The organism is Streptomyces sp. NPDC059866, assembly GCF_042731325.1.
GTDB classification, from domain to species: Bacteria; Actinomycetota; Actinomycetes; order Streptomycetales; family Streptomycetaceae; genus Streptomyces; species Streptomyces flavusporus.
In genome coordinates, this window is sequence record NZ_JBHWJT010000022.1 from 70780 (window position 1) to 90744 (window position 19965).

13 protein-coding genes are annotated in these 19965 nt (G+C 71.9%); 11 read left to right on the forward strand and 2 right to left on the reverse strand.

Going from position 1 to position 19965, the window contains the following annotated elements; translation table 11 throughout:
* Positions 1–19 precede the first annotated feature (19 nt).
* Together ACFV7R_RS30805 and hppD are read right to left on the reverse strand one after the other, a co-directional pair.
* Positions 20–1177 (reverse strand): alpha-hydroxy acid oxidase, encoded by a 1158-nt coding sequence (locus ACFV7R_RS30805; protein ID WP_385269280.1) that lies wholly within the window; start codon positions 1175–1177, stop codon positions 20–22.
* A complete protein-coding gene (hppD, locus tag ACFV7R_RS30810) occupies positions 1170–2258 on the reverse strand; it encodes a 4-hydroxyphenylpyruvate dioxygenase (RefSeq protein WP_385269281.1) in 1089 nt (362 codons plus the stop codon). Before hppD ends, ACFV7R_RS30805 begins: the two co-directional genes overlap by 8 nt.
* 271 nt (positions 2259–2529) lie before the next feature.
* On the opposite strand from hppD, the gene ACFV7R_RS30815 reads away from it, so the two are divergent.
* The 11 genes from ACFV7R_RS30815 to ACFV7R_RS30865 all read left to right on the forward strand — a co-directional run bounded on the left by ACFV7R_RS30815 (position 2530) and on the right by ACFV7R_RS30865 (position 19911).
* Positions 2530–3672, forward strand: a complete 1143-nt coding sequence (locus ACFV7R_RS30815; protein ID WP_385269283.1) for a prephenate dehydrogenase — start codon at positions 2530–2532, stop codon at positions 3670–3672.
* A 167-nt stretch (positions 3673–3839) separates the two neighbouring features.
* Positions 3840–6218, forward strand: coding sequence for an aminotransferase class I/II-fold pyridoxal phosphate-dependent enzyme (locus ACFV7R_RS30820; RefSeq protein WP_385269285.1), 2379 nt, complete (start codon positions 3840–3842; stop codon positions 6216–6218).
* Between the two features lie 109 nt (positions 6219–6327).
* The gene (dpgA, locus tag ACFV7R_RS30825; protein ID WP_385269287.1) at positions 6328–7488 is read left to right on the forward strand and encodes a 3,5-dihydroxyphenylacetyl-CoA synthase DpgA; all 1161 of its coding nucleotides are present in this window, start codon (positions 6328–6330) and stop codon (positions 7486–7488) included.
* Positions 7482–8168, forward strand: coding sequence for an enoyl-CoA-hydratase DpgB (gene dpgB, locus ACFV7R_RS30830; protein WP_385269289.1), 687 nt, complete (start codon positions 7482–7484; stop codon positions 8166–8168). The genes dpgA and dpgB overlap by 7 nt, the downstream gene beginning before the upstream one ends.
* On the forward strand, positions 8165–9517 hold the full coding sequence (dpgC, locus tag ACFV7R_RS30835) for a (3,5-dihydroxyphenyl)acetyl-CoA 1,2-dioxygenase DpgC (protein ID WP_385269291.1): 1353 nt from the start codon (positions 8165–8167) through the stop codon (positions 9515–9517). Before dpgB ends, dpgC begins: the two co-directional genes overlap by 4 nt.
* A 4-nt stretch (positions 9518–9521) precedes the next feature.
* Positions 9522–10394 (forward strand): alpha/beta fold hydrolase, encoded by an 873-nt coding sequence (locus ACFV7R_RS30840; protein WP_385269293.1) that lies wholly within the window; start codon positions 9522–9524, stop codon positions 10392–10394.
* A 63-nt stretch (positions 10395–10457) separates the two neighbouring features.
* Complete coding sequence (locus ACFV7R_RS30845; protein ID WP_129798163.1) at positions 10458–10691, forward strand: MbtH family protein; 234 nt, start codon at positions 10458–10460, stop codon at positions 10689–10691.
* Between the two features lie 46 nt (positions 10692–10737).
* Positions 10738–12873, forward strand: coding sequence for an ABC transporter ATP-binding protein (locus ACFV7R_RS30850; RefSeq protein WP_385269441.1), 2136 nt, complete (start codon positions 10738–10740; stop codon positions 12871–12873).
* Positions 12874–13157: 284 nt separating this feature from the next.
* Positions 13158–13811 carry a response regulator transcription factor gene (locus ACFV7R_RS30855; RefSeq protein WP_385269295.1) on the forward strand — a complete coding sequence of 218 codons (654 nt, stop codon included), beginning with the start codon at positions 13158–13160 and terminating at the stop codon, positions 13809–13811.
* A gap of 96 nt (positions 13812–13907) precedes the next feature.
* Positions 13908–15107, forward strand: a complete 1200-nt coding sequence (locus tag ACFV7R_RS30860; protein ID WP_385269297.1) for a sensor histidine kinase — start codon at positions 13908–13910, stop codon at positions 15105–15107.
* A gap of 205 nt (positions 15108–15312) precedes the next feature.
* A complete protein-coding gene (locus ACFV7R_RS30865) occupies positions 15313–19911 on the forward strand; it encodes an amino acid adenylation domain-containing protein (protein WP_385269299.1) in 4599 nt (1532 codons plus the stop codon).
* Positions 19912–19965 lie beyond the last annotated feature (54 nt).

Genomic DNA, 19965 nt, shown 5'->3' on the forward strand with positions numbered 1-19965 from the left:
GGGCCCGCCGTCACGGCGTTCAGGGGGCCCGCAGATTCCGTACGACGGTGCGCAGACGCCCGGCCGCGCTCACGTCGGAGCAGCCGGCCAGCCCGAGAGCGTCCAGCAGCTCCTCGGCCACCAGCTCCAGCACCCGGCTCACGCCGGCTTCACCGCCCGCCCCCAGCCCCCACAGCACCGGCCGTCCCAGCAGGACGCCGCCGGCTCCCAGGGCGAGCGCCCGCAGCACGTCCGTACCGCCGCGCACCCCGCTGTCCAGCAGCACCTCACAGCGGCCGACGACGGCGGAAACCACCTCGGGCAGCGCCTCGATGCTGGGCACGGCACCGTCGAGCTGACGACCGCCGTGGTTGGAGACCACGACGGCGTCGACCCCGCACTCCGCGGCCCGCACCGCGTCCTGCGGCGACAGGGCACCCTTGAGCACCAACGGCAGCCGGGTGCACTCCCGCAGCTCCGCCACGGACGACCAGGTCACCGCGGAGGAGAACGTCTCGCCGGTGTGCGCGGCCACCGCGGAGCCGGCCCCGCAGGGCCTGCGGTGCGCCGTCGACGTCCCCTCCGCGAGGTGCGCCGCCCGCACGTGGTCGGGCAGGGTGAACCGGTTGCGCACGTCCCGCAGCCTGCGGCCCATCCATGGCACGTCGACCGTGAGCATCACCGCCCGCGCCCCGGCGTCCTCCGCCCTGCGGGCCAGATCCAGCGCCCGGCCCGGCTCCCGCAGCCAGTACAGCTGGAACCAGACCGTGCCGCCCACCGCCGTGATCCGCTCGATCGGCACGCTGCTCATGGTGCTCACGGTGAACGGCACGCCCGCCCGCTCCGCCGCACGCGCGACGGCGAGTTCGCCCTCCGGATGCAGCAGCCGCTGGTAGGCGACGGGCGCCACCGCCACGGGCATCCGCACCGGTCGCCCCAGCAGCGTGGCGTCCGTCGTGCACCGCGACACGTCCCGCAGTACTCGGGGCACGACGAACACCCGGTCGAAGGCCGCCCGGTTGGCGTCCAGCGTCGTCTCGGCGCCGCTTCCCCCGGCCACGAAGTCCCGCACCCCGGCCGGCAGCACCGCTGCGGCGGCCCGCTCGACATCCGCGAGACAGCCCGCCTCCTCGAACTCCCGGGCCGCAGCACGCGCCCCGGCGCTGCCCGAGTCCGTCCCGGGGCCCGGGTCAGCCACGCTGCTTCGTCCGCTCCAGCTCCACGGCTTCGTACAGGGCCTTGATGTTGGCGCTGCCGAAGGTCGCCGCCCCCTGGCGTTCGATGACTTCGTAGAAGAGCGTCTGCCGCGGGTGCCGGGAGGCGGTGAAGATCTGGAACAGGCGGCCGTCGTGGTCCTCGTCGGCCAGTACGTTCGTCTCCCGCAAGTCCGCCAGCCGCTGCGGGTCCAGTGCGATGCGCTCGCCGAGCAGGTCGTAGTAGGCGGACGGGGTGCGCAGGAAGGTGACGCCGCGCGCGGTCAGGGACCGTACGGCGGTGACCGCGTCCCGCGAGGAGAACGCCAGGTGCTGCACGCCCGCTCCCTGGTGCCCCTTGAGGAACTCGTCTATCTGCCCGGGGGCGGCGGATACGTCCGGCTCGATCAGTGTCAGTGTCACCGTGCGCGACGGGCTCTGCACGACCGTCGACTCCATCGCCTGGGCGCCGACGACGATGCGCTCCTGGAAGATGTCCCGGAAGCCGAGGGCGGTGCGGTAGTAGTCGACGGTCGGCTGGAGTTCGCCGGCGTTCAGGCACACCGCCACGTGGTCCAGTCGGAGCAGGCCCGCGTCGTCGGCGGCCGCCTCGTCCGCTCCGGCCACGGGAGAGAAGCCGGCGGGAAGGCCGGGCCCCGCCTCGGAGGAGTGCTGGACGAGGGTGTGAACGACGTCGCCGAAGCCCCCGACGGTCGCCGTGACGAGGTCGCCGCCCGCATGACGGGTGGGCCGCCGCACGGCTCGGGCCCCGCGTTGCACCGCCGCCCGGAACGACGCCTCCGCGTCGGCGGTGCGCAGCGCGATGTCGGCGACGCCGTCCCCGTGCGCGACGACGTACGCCGCACCCGGGTGCTGGTCCGACGTTGCCTGGGTGAGGGCCAGGGTGATGCCGCCCTGACGCAGCGCCACCCCACGGTGCCGCGACGAAGCACTCGTGCCGACCACGGTGAAGGCGTACTCGTCGACCCAGGAGGACACGGCGGCCTCCAGGTCCGTGACGTACATCCCGACGTGGTCGATCGAGAGGTCCTCCAGCGGAACTGCTGCTTTCGATGAATCCAGCATGGGTGTCCCCCGGAAAAGGAGAGAAACAGGTTTTTGGAACTCTACGGATCCATCCGAGGGAAGCGAACTGTCCGACCGACCGATGAACGAGGAGCCTGAATAAGGTGGTTGAAAGTTCCCGGGGGTAAAGATCCGTAAATGTCAAATGAATCGCCCGGACAGTGCGGGGATCGGCCGACTGACAGACGCACGGCGCCGTGCGTAAACTCGCCTGGCCCATCGGTCCGTGGACGACGGCCTTTCGAACGGGTGATGTCTTGTGCTGCGCACCATGGCCGTGATCGGCACCGGCCTCATCGGTACCTCGATCGCCCTCGCCGCACGCCGACGGGGCGTGACGGTGTTCCTGGCGGACCGCGATCCGGTGGCCGCGCGGACGGCCGCCGCCCTCGGCGCCGGACTCGCCCGCGCCCCCGCGGCGCCGGTCGACCTCGCCGTGATCGCGGTGCCGCCCAGCCAGGTCGGCGGGGTGCTCGCCGAGGCCCAGACGAGCCGGCTCGCCCTCGGCTACACCGACGTGGCCAGTGTGAAGGCAGGGCCGGAGCGGGCCGCGCTGAGCCGGGCACCCGACCCCGAGCGCTACATCGGCGGCCATCCGCTGGCCGGCCGGGAGCGCTCCGGCCCGCTCGCCGCCCGCGCGGAGTTGTTCCAGGGCCGCAACTGGGCGCTCACCCCCTCCCGGGTGACCTCGCCCGCCACCCTCGACCGCGCCCTGTGCCTGGTGGAACTGTGCGACGCCGTACCAGTGGTGATGCCCAGTCAGGAACATGACGCCGCCGTGGCCGTCACCTCGCATGTCCCGCACCTGGTGGCCAGCCTGATGGCGGCCCGGCTGCGGGACGGGCCGGCCGGGACGTCCCTGCTCGCCGGACAGGGCCTGCGTGACGTCACCCGGATCGCGGGCGGCGACTCCCGGCTGTGGGGCGACATCCTGCAGTCCAACGCGCCCGCCGTCGCCGACGTCCTCAGGGACCTGCACGCCGACCTGTCCCGGCTGGTGCCGGCGCTCGACGCGCTCGCCCGGCCCGGGCACCGGGACCGCGAACTCGGCATGCGCACCCTGGTGGACCTGCTGGACCGGGGCATCCTCGGCCTGGCCGGCATCCCGGGCACGCGGCCACCGACGACGCCCGGCGACCCGCGCGTTCGGGTCCGGGTCGCCGACCGTCCCGGGGAACTGGCGCGGCTGGTGGCGGCCACCGCAGGGCTCGGCGTGGCGGCGGAGGACGCCGACGTCGGCGCCGCCGCCGCCGACAGTCTGGCCGTGCGGTTCACCGTGCCGCAGGCGGTCGCCGACCGCATGGTGGCCGAGCTGCGCAAAGGGGGCTGGTCCGCCGTGCGGGAGGACGCCGTGAGGCATACCGGGGAGCAGTCGGGACGGGACGAGGGCGAGGACGTCGCGCTGCCGGTGTGATCCTCCGGGCGCGGGCGGCTCCGTTCGGCACCGTCATGCCGTCCGCACACCTGTCCAAGTGGACGAATCGGCCGGTTGGACGGTGTTGTCGGCACTCGCGGATTCATGTGACGCTGAGCGCCCGATAAGCGCCGTCCCGTGAACCGCAGACAACCGGGGGGAAATCCATGGTGAGTTCCGACGGCCGAGTGCGTGCGGTACGCGACGGCAGCATTCGGGGCATCGAATACGGCGACACGGAATCATCGTCCGCTGATTTCTCCCCGGCCGCCGAGTTCGCCGGAACCACGAACCGGGAGATGTTCGAACGCACCGGTTTGCGACAGGGCGTACGACGCAGTCCGGGACCGCCGGAAACCGCAGTGAAAATCCTCGGCCGTCTGTGGTCGGCGCCGCTTTTGGTCGGACCGCTCGCCGCCGCCCCCAGGCCCGGCGCCGAGCTGGCGGTGGTGCGGGCCGGGGGCGCGGCGGGCCTGTCGGCCGTCGTGAGCGCCTTCGCCGAGCGGACCTTCGGCGAACTGTCCTCGGCCGCCGGGGTCCCGCCGTGGCTGCGCACCTACTCCTTCCAGGAGCCCGGTACGGGCCGGGCGCTGGCCCGGCGGGCCGAGGAGGCCGGCTTCGGCGCCGTGGTCCTGGCGCTCGGTGACCGCGACGACATCCGGCTCGGCCCGGTCGCCGCCCCCGCCAACCTGGCCGACACCGGACCCATCACGGACGCACGGCGGCTGCTCGACGCCCATACCGACTGGGCGGCCGTGGGAAGGCTGCGGGCGGCCACCGAACTGCCGCTGCTGCTCTGCGGCGTGCACACCGCCGCCGACGCTGCCCGAGCGGTGGACGCCGGCGCCGACGGCATCGTGGTCACCGACCTCGCCGCACTGCCGCGGATCCGCGCGGCCGTGGCCGATGGCTGCCCGCTGCTGTTGAGCGGCGGCGTCCGCCGCGGCGCGGACGTCCTGACCGCACTGGCATCGGGAGCGGACGCGGTCGTCGTGGGCAGACCCGTGCTGCAGGGGCTGCGCGCCAAGGGACGCGCGGGCGTGACCGAGACACTGAGCGCGCTGGTCCAGGAGCTGACCGAGGCGATGGCGTTCACCGGCACCGACACGGTCGCGGACGCCGGCCCCGACGTGATCCGCACGGCGGCGGGCCCGGCCCGTCCGGAGACCGGCACCCGGCCCGCGCACCCGGCGCACGGCCCGCGGGAGCCCCGGACCGAGACACCGTCACCGGGGGACACCGCGGCGCCCCGTGCCCTGCGCAGGTCCGACCTGCACGCGAGCCTCAGCGACCCGGTCCTCGACACCATGACCTTCCTCAACGAGGTCACCCTGCGCCACCCGGACGCGATCTCCTTCGCTCCCGGTCGCCCCTACGACGGCTTCTTCGACACCGAGCAGATCTTCCGCCACCTGCGGACCTACCTCGACCACCTGGCGGAGCAGGGCAGTTCACCACAGCAGATCCGCACCGCGATGTACCAGTACGGCCCCACCGCCGGCCAGATCCGCGAGATCATCACGGACGCGCTGCGCGCCGACGAGGGCATCGACGTGCCTGCCGAGTCCATCGTGGTCACCGTCGGCGCCCAGGAAGCGATGCTGCTGGTGCTGCGCGCCCTTATCACCGGCCCCGACGACGTGCTGCTGGTCGCCAGCCCCTGCTACGTCGGCATCACCGGCGCGGCCCGGCTCCTCGACATCGCGGTGACCCCCGTCGAGGAACGGGAGAACGGCCTGGCCTGCGCCGACCTGGAGTCCGCGATCCTCAGGGAACGGGCCCGCGGCCGCCGCCCTTGCGCCCTGTATGTGGTCCCGGACCACTCCAACCCCTCCGGCACCACCTTGGACGAGCGGGGCCGGGCCGACCTGCTCGAACTCGCGCACCGGCACGGCCTTCTCGTCCTGGAGGACAGCCCGTACCGCCTGGTGAGCCCCGGCCCGCCGCTGCCCACGCTGAAGTCGATGGACCGCACCCGTACGGTCGTCCACCTCGGCTCGTTCTCCAAGACGGTCTTCCCCGGCGCCCGCGTCGGCTTCGTCATCGCCGACCAGCCGGTCCTGGACGACGCCGGCCGCACCCATCTGCTCGCGGACGAACTCGCCCGGATCAAGAGCATGGTGACGGTCAACACGTCGTCGCTCAGCCAGGCCGCCGTCGCCGGCACCCTGCTGAGCGCCGACGGCCGCGTCTCCGACCTCACCACGGCGGCCGCCGCCTACTACGGCGACGCCATGCGGGCCACCCTGCGGGAGCTCGACGCCCGCCTGCCCGCCGCGCGCCGGGAAGCCCTGGGCGTCCGCTGGAACGAACCGACGGGTGGCTTCTTCCTGACCGTCCGGGTCCCCTTCCAGGCGGACAACGGCGCGCTCACCCGCTCTGCACAGGACTTCGGCGTCATCTGGACGCCGATGACGTACTTCTACCCGGCCGGCGGGGGGTTCGACGGCATCCGGCTGTCGACCAGCTACCTCACCCCCGCCGAGATCACCGAGGGCACGGCACGGCTGGTCCGCTTCATCGAGGCCGAGGCCGAACGGCCGTAGCCGCGCGAGCCCCACCGACACAGCCGCCCGGCAGAAAGGACGGACACGTGACCGGCACCAGCGGCAGGCGACTGCGCAGCAAGCCCCGTATGTGGGGGTGGACCTTCCGATGACCATCGACATCGCTCCCGCCGAGGTCCTCGGCGAAGTGCCCGAGTTCGAACTCCACGACACCGCCCGGCCGGGCCCTGGACGACTCCCGGTGCATCCCCGGATCGTGGGCGTGGGCTCGGCGGTGCCCCCCACGTCGTACACCCAGCGGGAGGTCCTCGACGCCTTCGGCATCACCGATCCGAAGGTGCGCTCGGTCTTCCTCAACAGCGCCATCGAACGGCGCAACCTGACGCTGCCGCCCGCTGCCGCCGACGGCATCCGCAGCCCGGAGTCGCAGGGCGACCTGCTCGACAAGCACAAGGGCCTCGCCCTGGAGATGGGCGGCGAGGCCCTGCGCGCCTGCCTGAAACGGGCCGGCGCGGAACTCGCCGACGTGCGGCACCTGTGCTGCGTCACCTCCACCGGCTTCCTCACCCCCGGGCTGAGCGCCCTGCTCATCCGAGAGCTCGGCATCGACCGGCACTGCAGCCGCAGCGACATCGTCGGCATGGGCTGCAACGCCGGACTCAACGCGCTCGGCGTGGTGGCCGGCTGGGCCACCGCCCACCCGGGCGAACTCGCCGTCGTCCTGTGCGCGGAGGCGTGCTCCGCCGCGTACGCGATGGACTCGTCGATGCGGACGGCGGTCGTCAACAGCCTGTTCGGGGACGGCGCCGCTGCCGTCGCGCTCGTCGCGGGCGGCGACCGCGCACTCGGTGGGCCGGACGTCCCACCGGGACCGGACGTCCTGAAGTTCGCCAGCTGCATCATCCCCGAAGCGGTCGACGCCATGCGCTACGACTGGGACCGCACGCTGGAACGGTTCAGCTTCTTCCTCGACCCGCAGATCCCCTACGTCGTGGGCGCGCACGCCGAGATCGCCGTCGACCGCCTGCTGGCCGGCACCGGCCTGCGCCGCAGCGAGATCCGGCACTGGCTGGTGCACTCCGGCGGCAAGAAGGTCATCGACGCGGTCGTCGTCAACCTCGGCCTGACCCGCCACGACGTACGGCACACCGTGGGCGTGCTGCGCGACCACGGGAACGTCTCCAGCGGCTCCTTCCTGTTCTCCTACGAACGGCTCCTCGACGAGACCGTCATCCGCCCCGGCGAGTACGGAGTGCTCATGACCATGGGGCCCGGCTCCACGATCGAAACGGCGTTGGTTCGATGGTGACCACTCAGACAGCGACGCAGACCCCCCTCACGCTCGAGCTGAACGGCGGCGAGCCGCTCGCGGTGGCGACGGTGAAGGCCGTCACCGAGCTGTGCGCCCGGGCCGAGGACACCGCCGACGGCATCGTGACCGTACGCGTCACCGGGGCCCCGGACATCTCCTGGACCAGCGGACTCGACGTCTCACTGGTCACCAAGTGGGAACGGGCCCTGCGCCGGCTCGAACGGCTGCCCCGGGCCACGGTCGCCGTCGCCGCCGGGGACTGCGGCGGCACCGCCCTCGACGCGTTCCTGGCCGCCGACGTCCGCGTGGCCCTGCCCGGCACCCGGCTGCTCGTACCCCGCGAAGCCACCGCCACCTGGCCCGGCATGGCCGGCTACCGGCTGGTCCAGCTGGCCGGTGCCGCCCGCACCCGCAGGGCCGTGCTGTTCGGCCACCCGATCGCCGCCGCCGAGGCGCTGGCCCTCGGCATCGCCGACGAGATCGCCGAGGACCCGGCCGCCGCGCTGGCCGACGCGGCCGACCTGACCGGCGGACTGTCCGGCCAAGAGGTCGCGATCCGCCGCCAGTTGCTGTTCGACGCCACCACGACCAGCTTCGAGGACGCCCTGGGCGCCCACCTCGCGGCCTGCGACCGCGTCCTGCGCCGCAGCGCCGAGCAGAGCGCGGAGGCCTCATGACGACGACCCTGCCCGCCCGGCCGCTGCACGAAGACGTGCAGCACGCCTGGCAGGAACTGGCCACCACCTCCGGCGCGATAGCCCGCGTCGAGGACCTGCTGACCACGCTGCCCGCCTCCGGAGCCCGCACCGCAGGCCAGCGGGCCGACGCCGCGGCGGCCCACCAGGCGGCGCGCGCCCTGCGCACCCGCTTCCTGGACGCGTACGCCGACGCCGTGTACGACCGGCTCACCACCGGCCGCACCCTGCGCCCGCGCCTCGACGAACTCCTCGAAGCCGCCGCCGACGCCTTCCCCGGCCTTGTCCCGACCGCCGCGCGGCTCGCGGCCGAGACCGGCCTGGTCCAGGCCGACAAGGAGGGCCACGAGATCGACCAGGGCATCCTGCTGCGCGCGGTGCTGCGCTCACCGACCGCGGGAGAGCACCTCCTGGACTCCATGCTCCGCCCCACGGACCGCGCCCTGCGGATGCTGCCCGAGTTCACCCGCACCGGCGTGGCGGAACTCGAGGCGGTCCGGGTGGAACGCCGCGACGATGGCGTGGCCCGCCTGAGCATGTGCCGTGACGACTGCCTCAACGCCGAGGACGTCCGACAGGTCGACGACATGGAGACCGCCGTCGACCTCGCCCTGCTCGACCCCGCCACCCGGGTGGCACTGCTGCGCGGCGGGCGGATGAGCCACCCCCGCCACCGGGGCCGCCGGGTGTTCAGCGCCGGCATCAACCTCAAGAGCCTCAGCTCCGGCGGCATTCCGCTGACCGGGTTCCTGCTGCGCCGCGAACTCGGCTACATCCACAAGATCGTGCGGGGCGTGCTCACCGACCACCCCGACCAGTGGCACGCACCCCGGATCGAGAAACCGTGGGTGGCCGCCGTGGACGGCTTCGCCATCGGCGGCGGAATGCAGCTGCTGCTGGTCTTCGACCATGTGCTCGCCGCGTCCGACGCCTACCTCAGCCTGCCCGCCGCGAAGGAGGGGATCATCCCCGGCGTCGCCAACTTCCGCCTCGCGCGCTACACCGGCCCCCGGCTGGCCCGGCAGATCGTGCTGGGCGGACGCCGTATCCGGGCGAGCGAACCCGACGCCCGGCTGCTCGTCGACGAGGTCGTCGAACCCGAGGACATGGACGCCGCCGTCGAACGCAGCCTGGCCCGGCTCGACAGCGAGGCCGTGCTCGCCAACCGGCGGATGCTGAACCTCGCCGACGAGCCCAGGAACGCGTTCCGCGCCTATCTGGCGGAGTTCGCCCTGCAACAGGCGCTCAGGCTGTACAGCGAGGACGTGCTCGACAAGGCCGGCCGGTTCGCGGACCCGACCGCGAAGTCCACGCGCACCGAGAGGAGTTGACGCGATGCCGGTCGTCCGAGCGGGCGGGGTCACCCTCGCCTACGACGAGTACGGCACCGGAGAGCCGGTCGTCATGGTCACCGGCACCGGTGCCCCCGGCCGCATGTGGCGCACCCACCAGGTGCCCGCCCTGACGGCGGCCGGCCACCGTGTGATCACACTCGACAACCGGGGCATCCCGCCCAGCGACCCCTGCCCCGACGACTTCACCCTCGACGCCATGGCCGCCGACGTCGCCCGCCTCATCGACCGGCTGGACGTGGGTCCCTGCCGGGTCGTCGGCTACTCCCTCGGTGCGATCGCCGTGCAGGAACTGCTGCTGGCCCGTCCCGACCTGGTCCGGCAGGCCGTGCTCGTGGCGACCGCCGCACGGTCCGACGCCCTGACCGAGGCCATGACGGCCGCCGACTTCGAACTCGGCGACGGCGCCACCGGCCTTCCGCCCCGCTTCCGCGCGTACGTGAAGGCCCTGCAGAACCTCTCGCCACGCACCCTCAACGACGACGAACGCCTGCAGGACTGGCTCGCCGTCTTCGAGATGGCGGCCCCCGAACCGTCCGCCGTCCGCGGACAGCTCGGCCTCCAGCTGATCCCGGACCGCCGCCCGGCCTACCGGCGCATCAGCCGCCCCTGCCTGATCATCGGGTTCCAGGACGACCTCGTCGTCCGCCCGCACCTGTCACGCGAGGTCGCAGCCGCCATCCCCGGCGCCCGGTACACCGAGATCCCCGGGTGCGGGCACTACGGATATCTCGAGAACCCCGCCGCCGTGAATTCCGCGATCATCGAATTCTTCAACCACGGCCGGCAGAACGCGAATTCCAGGCCGCACGCCTCCCGCCTGGACGGCCTTGTAGGCCCCACGGCACGCGTCTAGCGTGAATCAGGTCTGCCCGCAGAAAACATCGAAAGCCGACGAGGGAAATCGATCGGAGTAGTCATGCCGAACCCGTTCGACGACGAAAACGGTACGTTCCTGGTCCTGGTCAACGATGAGAACCAGCACTCGCTCTGGCCCGCCTTCGCCGAGGTACCGCCGGGCTGGCGGACCGTGTTCGGAGAGGACACCCGCAAGGCCTGCCTGGAGTACATCGAGAAGAACTGGACCGACATGCGGCCGAAGAGCCTCGCCGAGCAGATGGACAGGCTGGAACAGGCCGAAGCCGCCGGTTAGGCACCCCGCCCGACAACAACAGCGAAAACGGGAGGTTTTCGTGGCCATGATCGGCCCGGGGCCGATGGTGATACGGGGGATGGGGCCGGACGAGACGGTGACCAGGCAGCGCATCAAGCCCGGCACTGCGAAAAGGATCGTCCCCTATACAAAACCGTACCGATTCCACATCGCCCTTCTCCTGGTCGTCACCGCGCTCAACGCCGGAATAGCGGTGGCCACCCCAGTCCTGTTCAAATACATCATCGACAACGGCATCGCCGTCGGGGACTCCTCGGTCGTCGTGTGGATCTCCGTGGCGGTCGCCGCACTGGCTCTGCTGGGCGCCGGCCTCGGATTCGTCGAGGCGTGGTACTCCGGCCGCATCAGCGAAGGCCTGATCTACGATCTGCGCACCCGGATCTTCGACCACGTGCAACGGCAGCCGCTGGCGTTCTTCACCCGCGCCCAGACCGGTGCGCTGGTCAGCAGGCTCAACACCGACGTGGTCGGCGCCCAGCAGGCAGTGACGTCGCTGCTGTCCACGGTGGTGTCCGCGGGGCTCACCCTGGTGCTGGTGCTGATCGCCATGCTGTGGCTGTCCTGGGTGGTCACCCTCGTCTCGCTGGTGGTGATCCCGCTGTTCATCCTGCCCGGCCGCATCGTCGGCCGGCGCCTGCAGCGCATCATGCGGGAGCACATGCAGGTCAACGCCGAGGTCGGCTCGTTCATGAACGAGCGGTTCAACGTGACCGGCGCGCTGCTGGCCAAGCTCTACGGCCGACCCGACGGCGAGACCGGACAGTTCTCCCGGCTGGCCCGCAAGGGCCGCGACCTGGGCATCCTGACCTCCGTCTACGGCAAGATGCTCTTCCTGACGATGACCCTGGTCGGCTCCCTGGCCACCGCGCTCGTGTACGGCGTCGGCGGCGGCCTCGTCATCGACGGCACCTTCCAGATCGGCACCCTGGTGGCGCTCGCCACGCTGCTCACCCGGCTGATGGGGCCGATCAACCAGCTCTCCGGTGCCCACACGAGCGTCATGACCGCAATGGTCAGCTTCGACCGGCTCTTCGAGATCTTCGACCTCAAGCCGCTGATCTCCGAGAAGCCCGGCGCCAAGCCCCTGCCGACGGCCACCACGGAGGGCACCGCACCCGACATCGAGTTCGACGGCGTGTCCTTCCGCTACCCCAAGGCGTCCGACGTCTCGCTCGCCTCCCTGGAGTCGATCGCCCTGCCGACGCCGGAGCGCACCCAGAACGCCTGGACCCTGAGCGACCTGACCTTCACCGCGCCCGCTGGCAAACTCACCGCCCTGGTGGGGCCGTCCGGCGCCGGAAAGACGACCATCACCCATCTGGTGCCGCGCCTGTACGACCCGGTCGAGGGCACCATCCGGATCGGCGGCCACGACCTGCGCGACGTGACACTGAAGTCGCTCAACGAGACCATCGGCATGGTCACCCAGGACGCCCACCTCTTCCACGCGACGATCCGCGACAACCTCACCTACGCACGACCCGACGCCACCGAGGACGAGCTGATCGCCGCCTGCCGGGCGGCCCAGATCTGGGAGCTCATCGAATCCCTGCCCAACGGCTTCGACACCGTCGTCGGCGACCGCGGCTACCGGCTGTCCGGCGGCGAGAAGCAACGCGTCGCGATGGCCCGGCTGCTGCTGAAGGCGCCGCCGATCGTCGTCCTCGACGAGGCCACCGCGCACCTCGACTCCGAGTCCGAGGCGGCGCTGCAACGGGCCCTGAAGACAGCCCTCAAGGGACGCACGTCCCTGGTGATCGCCCACCGGCTGTCCACCATCCGCGACGCCGACCAGATCCTCGTCATCGACAAGGGCCGGGTCCAGGAGCGCGGCAACCACGAGGAACTGCTCGCCCTGGACGGGCTGTACGCGGAGCTGTACCGCACCCAGTTCGCCCATCAGCCGTCGGCCAACGGCAACGCGCCGATGCCCGAACCGGCGCCGGTCGGCGCACCGCCCGGCGCCGTCCTGACCGGAGGCCCGGCCGGCACCGGCGGCCCGATGCCCGGCGGCGCACCAGGCGGGCCCGGCCTGTTCCTCTTCCCCACTCCACCCGGCGAGGGCGGCCCCGGACCCGGGCCCGGCCCCGGACCCGGGCCCGGCCCCGGCGGCCCGGGTCCGAGACTCCTCGGCGGCCCGCCTGTGTCGGGACAGGAATGAGACAGCCGTAACCGCGCGTCCGTACGGACAGCCGACGAGCGGTGTCCACTGCGGGGTTTCCCGCCGCGGGCACCGCACCGTCGTGTCCTGGCCATGCTGTGGCCCAACGTCTCCTTCCGGCGGCGGCCCGGACCGAGTCCCGCTACCCTCCGGACCGTGTGCGCGGCGAGGGCCGCGCTGGACTGTGACCAGTGTGTGACGGCAGGCCGGGCATCGTGAACAGCCGTGATCCCATCCTCCGACCCGCTCGGCCACGTCACACGCCGCTTCATGGGGGGTGAGCGGTGAGGGTGCTGGTGGTCGAGGACCACATCCAGCTCGCGGACTCGGTGGCCCGGGTACTGCGCCGCGAGGGAATGGCCGTCGACGTCGTCTACGACGGCGAGGGCGCGCTCGAACGCGCGTCCGTCGTCGACTACGACGTCGTCGTACTGGACCGGGACCTGCCCGGCGTCCACGGCGACGAGGTCTGCGGCGTCCTGGTGGCCGAACCCGTCCACACCCGCGTCCTGATGCTCACCGCGTCCGGCGCCATCGCCGACCGCGTGGAGGGCCTCAGCCTCGGCGCGGACGACTACCTCCCCAAACCGTTCGCCTACGCCGAACTCGTCGCGCGCATCCGCGCGGTCGCCCGGCGCGCCCGCCCCGCGGTGCCACCCGTCCTGGTCCACGGCGACCTGCGGCTCGATCCCGCCCAACGCCTCGCCACCAGGGCGGGGGAGCGACTCGCGCTCACCCCCAAGGAGTTCGCGGTCCTGGAGTACCTGATGGCCGCCGAAGGCCGGGTGGTCTCCGCCGAGGAACTGCTGGAGCGGGTGTGGGACGAGGCCGCTGATCCGTTCACCACCACGGTCAAGGCGACGATCAACCGGCTGCGGTCCAAGCTCGGCTCCCCACCGGTGATCGGCACCGTGCCCCGCGGCGGCTACCGGATCTGACGAGGTGAAGTGAGGCCCATGCCACTGCTCGGCTCACCCCGCGCGACCCGCCTGCGAGCCTGGGCCACGCGCCGGCTCCTGCCTCGCCGAGTCCGCATGCGGCTCACCCTCCTGTACGGACTGCTGTTCGTGGCCTCCGGCGCGGTCCTGCTCGCCATCACCTACGTGCTGGCCAACCGCCCCAATGGCTTCTACCTCTACAGGCGTTCCGCCGGCGGCGGCCCGGCCGCCGTCGCCGACGGCCTGCACCTGTGCAACGCGGACGCCCCCTGCAGCATCGACCCGATCGCAGCGGCCCAGCGGCAGCAGGCCATGGAGCAGCACGACGCGGAAATGCACCACCTCCTGGTCCAGTCCGGCATCGCCCTGGCGATCATGTCGGTGATCGCCATCGGTCTGGGCTGGCTGGTCGCGGGGCGGGTGCTGCGCCCGCTGCGCACCATGACCTCCACCATCCAGCGGATCTCGGCCCGCAATGTGCACGAGCGGCTGGCCGTCGAAGGCCCCGGCGACGAACTGAAGGATCTCGCGGACACCGTCGACGGACTCCTCAGCCGGCTGGAGACCGCCCTCGACTCCCACAAACGCTTCGTCGCCAACGCGGCACACGAGCTACGTACACCCCTCACCGTCGAACACGCGCTCCTTGAGGAGTCGCTCATCGACCGCGACGCCACCGTGGACTCGTTCCGCTCCAACTTCGAACGCCTGCTGAACCTCAGTCGGCAGCAGGCACGCCTCCTGGAGTCGTTGCTGACCCTGTCCAGTAGTGAACGCGGCCTGGACCGCCAGGAGCCCCTGGACCTGTCCGAGGTGGCCGACCAGGTCGTCGACGGCCGACGCCGGGACGCCGAGGCGCGCGGACTGCGCCTGGAGACGGCGATCGCCACCGCGGAGGTCTGGGGCGACGGCGCCCTGGTGGAACGGCTGCTGGCCAACCTCCTGGACAACGCCATGGACTACAACGTGCCCGACGGCTGGATCCAGGTCTTCACCGGCGTCCACAACGGTCGCTGCGTCGTCCGTGTGGCCAACAGCGGGCGCGAGATCCCACCCGACCGGGTGGGCCGCCTCTTCGAACCGTTCCAGCGGCTGGACCGGGTCGCCGGTGACGGACACCACGGCCTCGGCCTGTCCATCGTCCGGTCCATCGCCACCGCGCACGGCGCCTCGCTCAGTGCGCGGGCCCGCTCCCGCGGCGGGCTCGTCGTGGAGGTGTCCTTCCCGCCGCGCACTCGTCGGGGCCGCCAGCAGCTCGCACTGCCGACGTTGCTCGGCACCCCCGAACCACGCTGACCTCATTCCCGTTTCCCCTCGGCAGCCCTCTTTCCTAGCATGTAATCCGCCGCGCGATTCCGGGTGCGCATCCACCATTGCTGCCGTCCTGTCCAACCGTGCGCGGTACACGGTTGGACAGGACTGGCCTCGAGCCGACGAAACAGCAGATGCTGACGGCTCGTACACGCGCTCGTGTTCGGCGAATGGGGAACGAGGGGGAAAGATGAACGGCAACACCGGTCACGCCCTGCCCGTATTCGAAGCCCAAGAGGGAATATGGCTGGCGCAACGGGTGGACGGTTCCCGCCAGGCGTACAGCGCCGGTCAGTACATCGAAATCGACGGACCGATCGACGCGGACACATTCGAGCGCGCACTGCGACACGTCGTGGCCGAGACGGAAATACTGCGCACGCGATTCATCGAAGAGGGCGACACGGTGCTGCAGATCGTCGATCCGCCCGCGGAACGGGACCAGCCGCACTCCGGACCCTCGAATTCCGAAGCCCTTCTCACCGTCGTCGACCTCGGTTCCGATGACGATCCGCGGACGGCCGCCGAAACAGCCATGCACGCGGAACTGCTCCAGGAAACCGGCCACACCACCGGCAGGCTTTTCACCCACACCCTTTTCCGGCTGCGACCCGACCGTCACATCTGGCTCCACCGGTACGACCACCTCCTCATGGACGCCTTCGGCTGCACCCTGCTGGCCCGCAGGACCGCCGAGATCTACACCGCCCTCCTGCGCGGAGACACCCCCGCCCCCACGGACCACGCCCCGCTCCGCGACCTGCTGGCCGAGGAGACCGCTTACCGGGCTTCGGAGCAGCACGCACACGACCGCCGGTACTGGCACGACCACTTCGCCGACCGGCCCGACACGCCCACCGTCCCCGGCCACGGATCGACGGCCCGCGGAGGCGGTGGCGGGACCGCCACGCCCGAAGTCCTGCGCGCAACGGGCCACCTGGCGCCCGACGCCGTGGCGGCACTGCGCGCGGCTGCGGCCCGAGCCGACGTGAGCTGGCCCCGGCTCGTCATCGCCGCGGTTGCGGCCTTCACGGCACGCCTGAGCGGATCGGACGAAGCCGTCCTGAGCGTCCCGGTCTCCGGCCGCACCAGCGACCGCGCCCGGCGCACCCCCTGCACCATGGCCAACATGCTGCCCGTCCGCCTGCCCGTCACGGCCGGCACAAGCCTGCTCGACCTGGCACGCCACGCCGGCCAGGAGATCGGCGCCCTCCTCGCCCACCAGCGCTACCGCGGAGAGCAGCTGCGCCGCGACCTCACCTGGCCGCACGGCGACCGCCGGCACTTCGGCCCCTACGTGAACGTCATGCCGGCGGCCGGCGAAACCCTGCACTTCGGCGCACATCGCGGCATCATGTGCGACCTGTCGAGCCGCCGGACCGAGGACTTCGGCGTCCTGGTCAGCGGCTGGACGGCGGACGAAGGCATGCGCATCACCTTCGAGGCCAACCCCACGCTCTACGACGACGACTGGGTCCGCGCCGCCCACCGGTCCTTCCTCGCCTTCCTCGAGCGGGGCGTCAAGCAGCCCGCCGTACCCCTGGGACGGATCGACACAGGTGAGCAGCTGCCGCCCGCCTTGAGTGGCAACGCCACTGTGCCGGGCGCACTGGTGCCGGAGCTGACTGCCCGTTGTGCGGTCACGTCGCCGGTTGCGGTTGCGGTGCGGTGCGGTGAGGTTGCGTTGACGTATGCCGAGTTGGAGGCGCGTGCCAATCGGTTGGCGCGTTACCTGGTCACCCTGGGTGTGGGGCGGGAGGTGCGGGTGGGGCTGTGTCTGCCGCGGTCGGTGGACATGGTGGTGGCGGAGTTGGCGGTGTGGAAGGCGGGTGGGGCCTTTGTTCCGCTGGATCCGGAGTATCCGGTGGACCGGTTGGCGTTCATGGTGGCCGACAGTGGTGTGCGGGTGGTGGTGGGGACCGGTGAGCGGTTCGGTGAGGTGCCGTGGGTGTCTCCCGATGACCCGGCGGTGGGGGCCATGTCGGGGGTGCCGCTGGACGTCGAGGTCGTGCCGGAGCAGTTGGCGTATGTGATCTATACGTCGGGTTCGACGGGTCGGCCCAAGGGTGTGGCGGTCGCTCACGGCGGTGTGGCGAACCTGGTGGAGGCGATGCGGCCGGTGCTGGGGGTGGGGGAGGGCGTGACGGCGCTGCAGTTCGCCTCCTTCAGCTTCGACGCCGCGGTGCTGGATGTGGCGGTGACGCTGGCCTCGGGTGGCACGCTGGCCATCGCCACGAAGGAGGAGCGTGCGGACACGGGTGCTCTGGCCCGGATGATCACGTCCGTCGGCGTGGAGACGGCGAGTGTGGTGCCGTCGCTGTTGGGGGTGCTGGACCCGGACACGGTGCCGGGTGTGCAGAGGTGGGTGCTGGGTGCGGAGTTGCTCACGGCAGATCTGGCGAGTCGGTGGGCGGGTCGGGCGCGGGTGGTGAACACGTACGGGCCGACCGAGGCGACGGTGATGGCGACCGCCGGTGCGGTGGATGGGGGCATCGGGGCCGGGGATGAGGCGCCGTCCATCGGGCGGCCGCTGGCGAATGTGCGGACGTTTGTGTTGGACGACTTCCTGAGGCCGGTGGCGCCGGGCCTGGTCGGTGAGCTGTACCTGGCGGGCCCCGGCCTGGCACGTGGCTACGTCGGGCGTCCCGGCCAGACGGGGGAGCGGTTCGTCGCCTGCCCGTACGGCGCCGGGGAACGCATGTACCGCACAGGGGATCTGGCCCGGTGGACGGCTGAGGGCGAGTTGCGGTTCGCGGGGCGGGCGGACGCCCAGGTGAAGATCCGCGGGTTCCGGGTCGAGCCCGGCGAGGTCCAGGCGGTGCTGGCCGGACATGGGTCGGTGACGCAGGCGGTGGTGACGGCCCGGGACGCGGAAGGAAGCGGCGACAGGCGGCTGGTCGGGTACGTCGTTGCGGACACGCCGGGCAGGGTGGATCCGGAGGAGTTGCGGGCGTATCTGTCGGACCGGTTGCCGGAGTTCATGGTGCCGAGCGCGGTGGTGGTGCTGGAGGAGCTGCCGCTGACGGTGAACGGGAAGGTGGACCGTGCGGCGCTGCCCGCGCCCGACTTCGCCTCGCGCGTTCTTGGGCGTGAGCCGCGTACACAGTCCGAGCGGGTGTTGTGCGAGCTGTTCGCCGAGGTGCTGGGCCTGGACCGAGTGGGCGTCGAGGACGGGTTCTTCGAACTCGGCGGCGACTCCATCATGTCGATGCAGCTCGCGTCCCGGGCCCGTCGCGCCGGACTGGCGCTCACACCACGCCAGGTGTTCGAGGAGAAGACCCCGGAGCGGCTCGCGGCCCTGGTCGAGCCGGCCGTACCGCAGGCTGGTGCGGAAGACGTCGGTACAGGCGAAGTGGCCTGGACTCCGGCGATGCGGGCGTTGGGTGAGGACGCGATCCGTCCGGGGTTCGCCCAGTGGATGATCGTGGGTGCTCCGGCCGGTCTCGGCCTGGAGGCGCTGACGGCGGGCCTGGCTGCCGTACTGGACACGCACGACATGCTGCGCGCCCGGGTGGTGCCCGGCGAGCCCAAGCTCGTGGTGGGCGAGCCGGGCTCGGTGGACGTCGCCGATCTGGTCTCTCGCGTGGAGGCGGGCTCGGCGGATCTGGAGGTGCTGGCCCGGCAGGCGGCGCACCGGCTGGACCCCGTGTCCGGCGTGAACATCCAGGTCGTATGGGTCGAGGCGGGCCCTGCCGAGACGGGCCGCCTGCTGCTGGTGGCCCACCACTTGGTAGTGGACGGCGTGTCATGGCGCGTCCTCCTGCCGGACCTCCAGGCCGCCTGCGAAGCAGCAGCAGAAGGACGCGAACCGGCACTGGACCCACCGGGCACCTCCTTCCGCCGCTGGTCCCAACTCCTCACAACCCAGGCCACGTCCACCGAACGCGTCGCCGAACTCGACGCCTGGAAAACCCTCCTGGGGGCGCCCGAGGCCTCCCTCGCTGGTCGCCCCATCCATACACCCTCGGACACCGCCGCCACCCTGCGCCGCCGCTCCTGGACGGTTCCGGCGGAGCAGGCGGCCGTCGTGGTGGAGCGGGTGCCGGCGGTGTTCCACTGCGGAGTGCAGGAGGTGCTGCTCGCCGGTCTTGCGGCCGCGGTCGTGCACTGGCGGGGGAACTCGGACGGCAGCCTCCTGGTGGAGGTCGAGGGGCATGGTCGTGAGCCGGTGGAGGGGGTGGATCTGTCGCGCACGGTGGGCTGGTTCACCAGCTCGCATCCGGTGCGGCTGGAGGTGCCCGCTGGTCAGTTGGACGACGCTATGGCGGGTGGGCCGGCCGCGGGTAGCTTGGTGAAGGCGGTCAAGGAGCAGGTGCGGGCGGTACCCGGGGACGGACTCGGTTACGACCTGCTGCGCCACCTCAACCCCGAGACGGCACCGGCCCTGGAATCCGCTCCCGCGCCGCAGGTCGGCTTCAACTACCTGGGCCGGTTCACCGCGGGCGGCCCCGCGGACCCGGTCAGCCCCTGGCAGCCGACGGGCATGATCGGTGCTTCGGGGCACGAGGAGAGGCCCGCACGCTATGTGCTGGAAGCCGGTGCCGTCGTCCAGGACACCTCGGCCGGACCCGAGTTGACGATCGTCCTGACCTGGGCGGGACGGCTGCTGGGGGAGGCCGAGGCGGAACGGCTGGGCGAGACCTGGCTGGCGATGCTGGGCGGACTGGCCGACCACGTCACCTCCCCGGACGCGGGCGGACACATCCCGTCCGACTTCCCCCTGCTCGACCTCGCGCAGGACGAGGTCGACGAGTTCGAGACTGACTTCACCGACCACAACCGCCTCTGAGCCGGCTGTTCCCCCGAAACGCCCAACCCGTCCTCACCCGTCCCCCCAACCGGC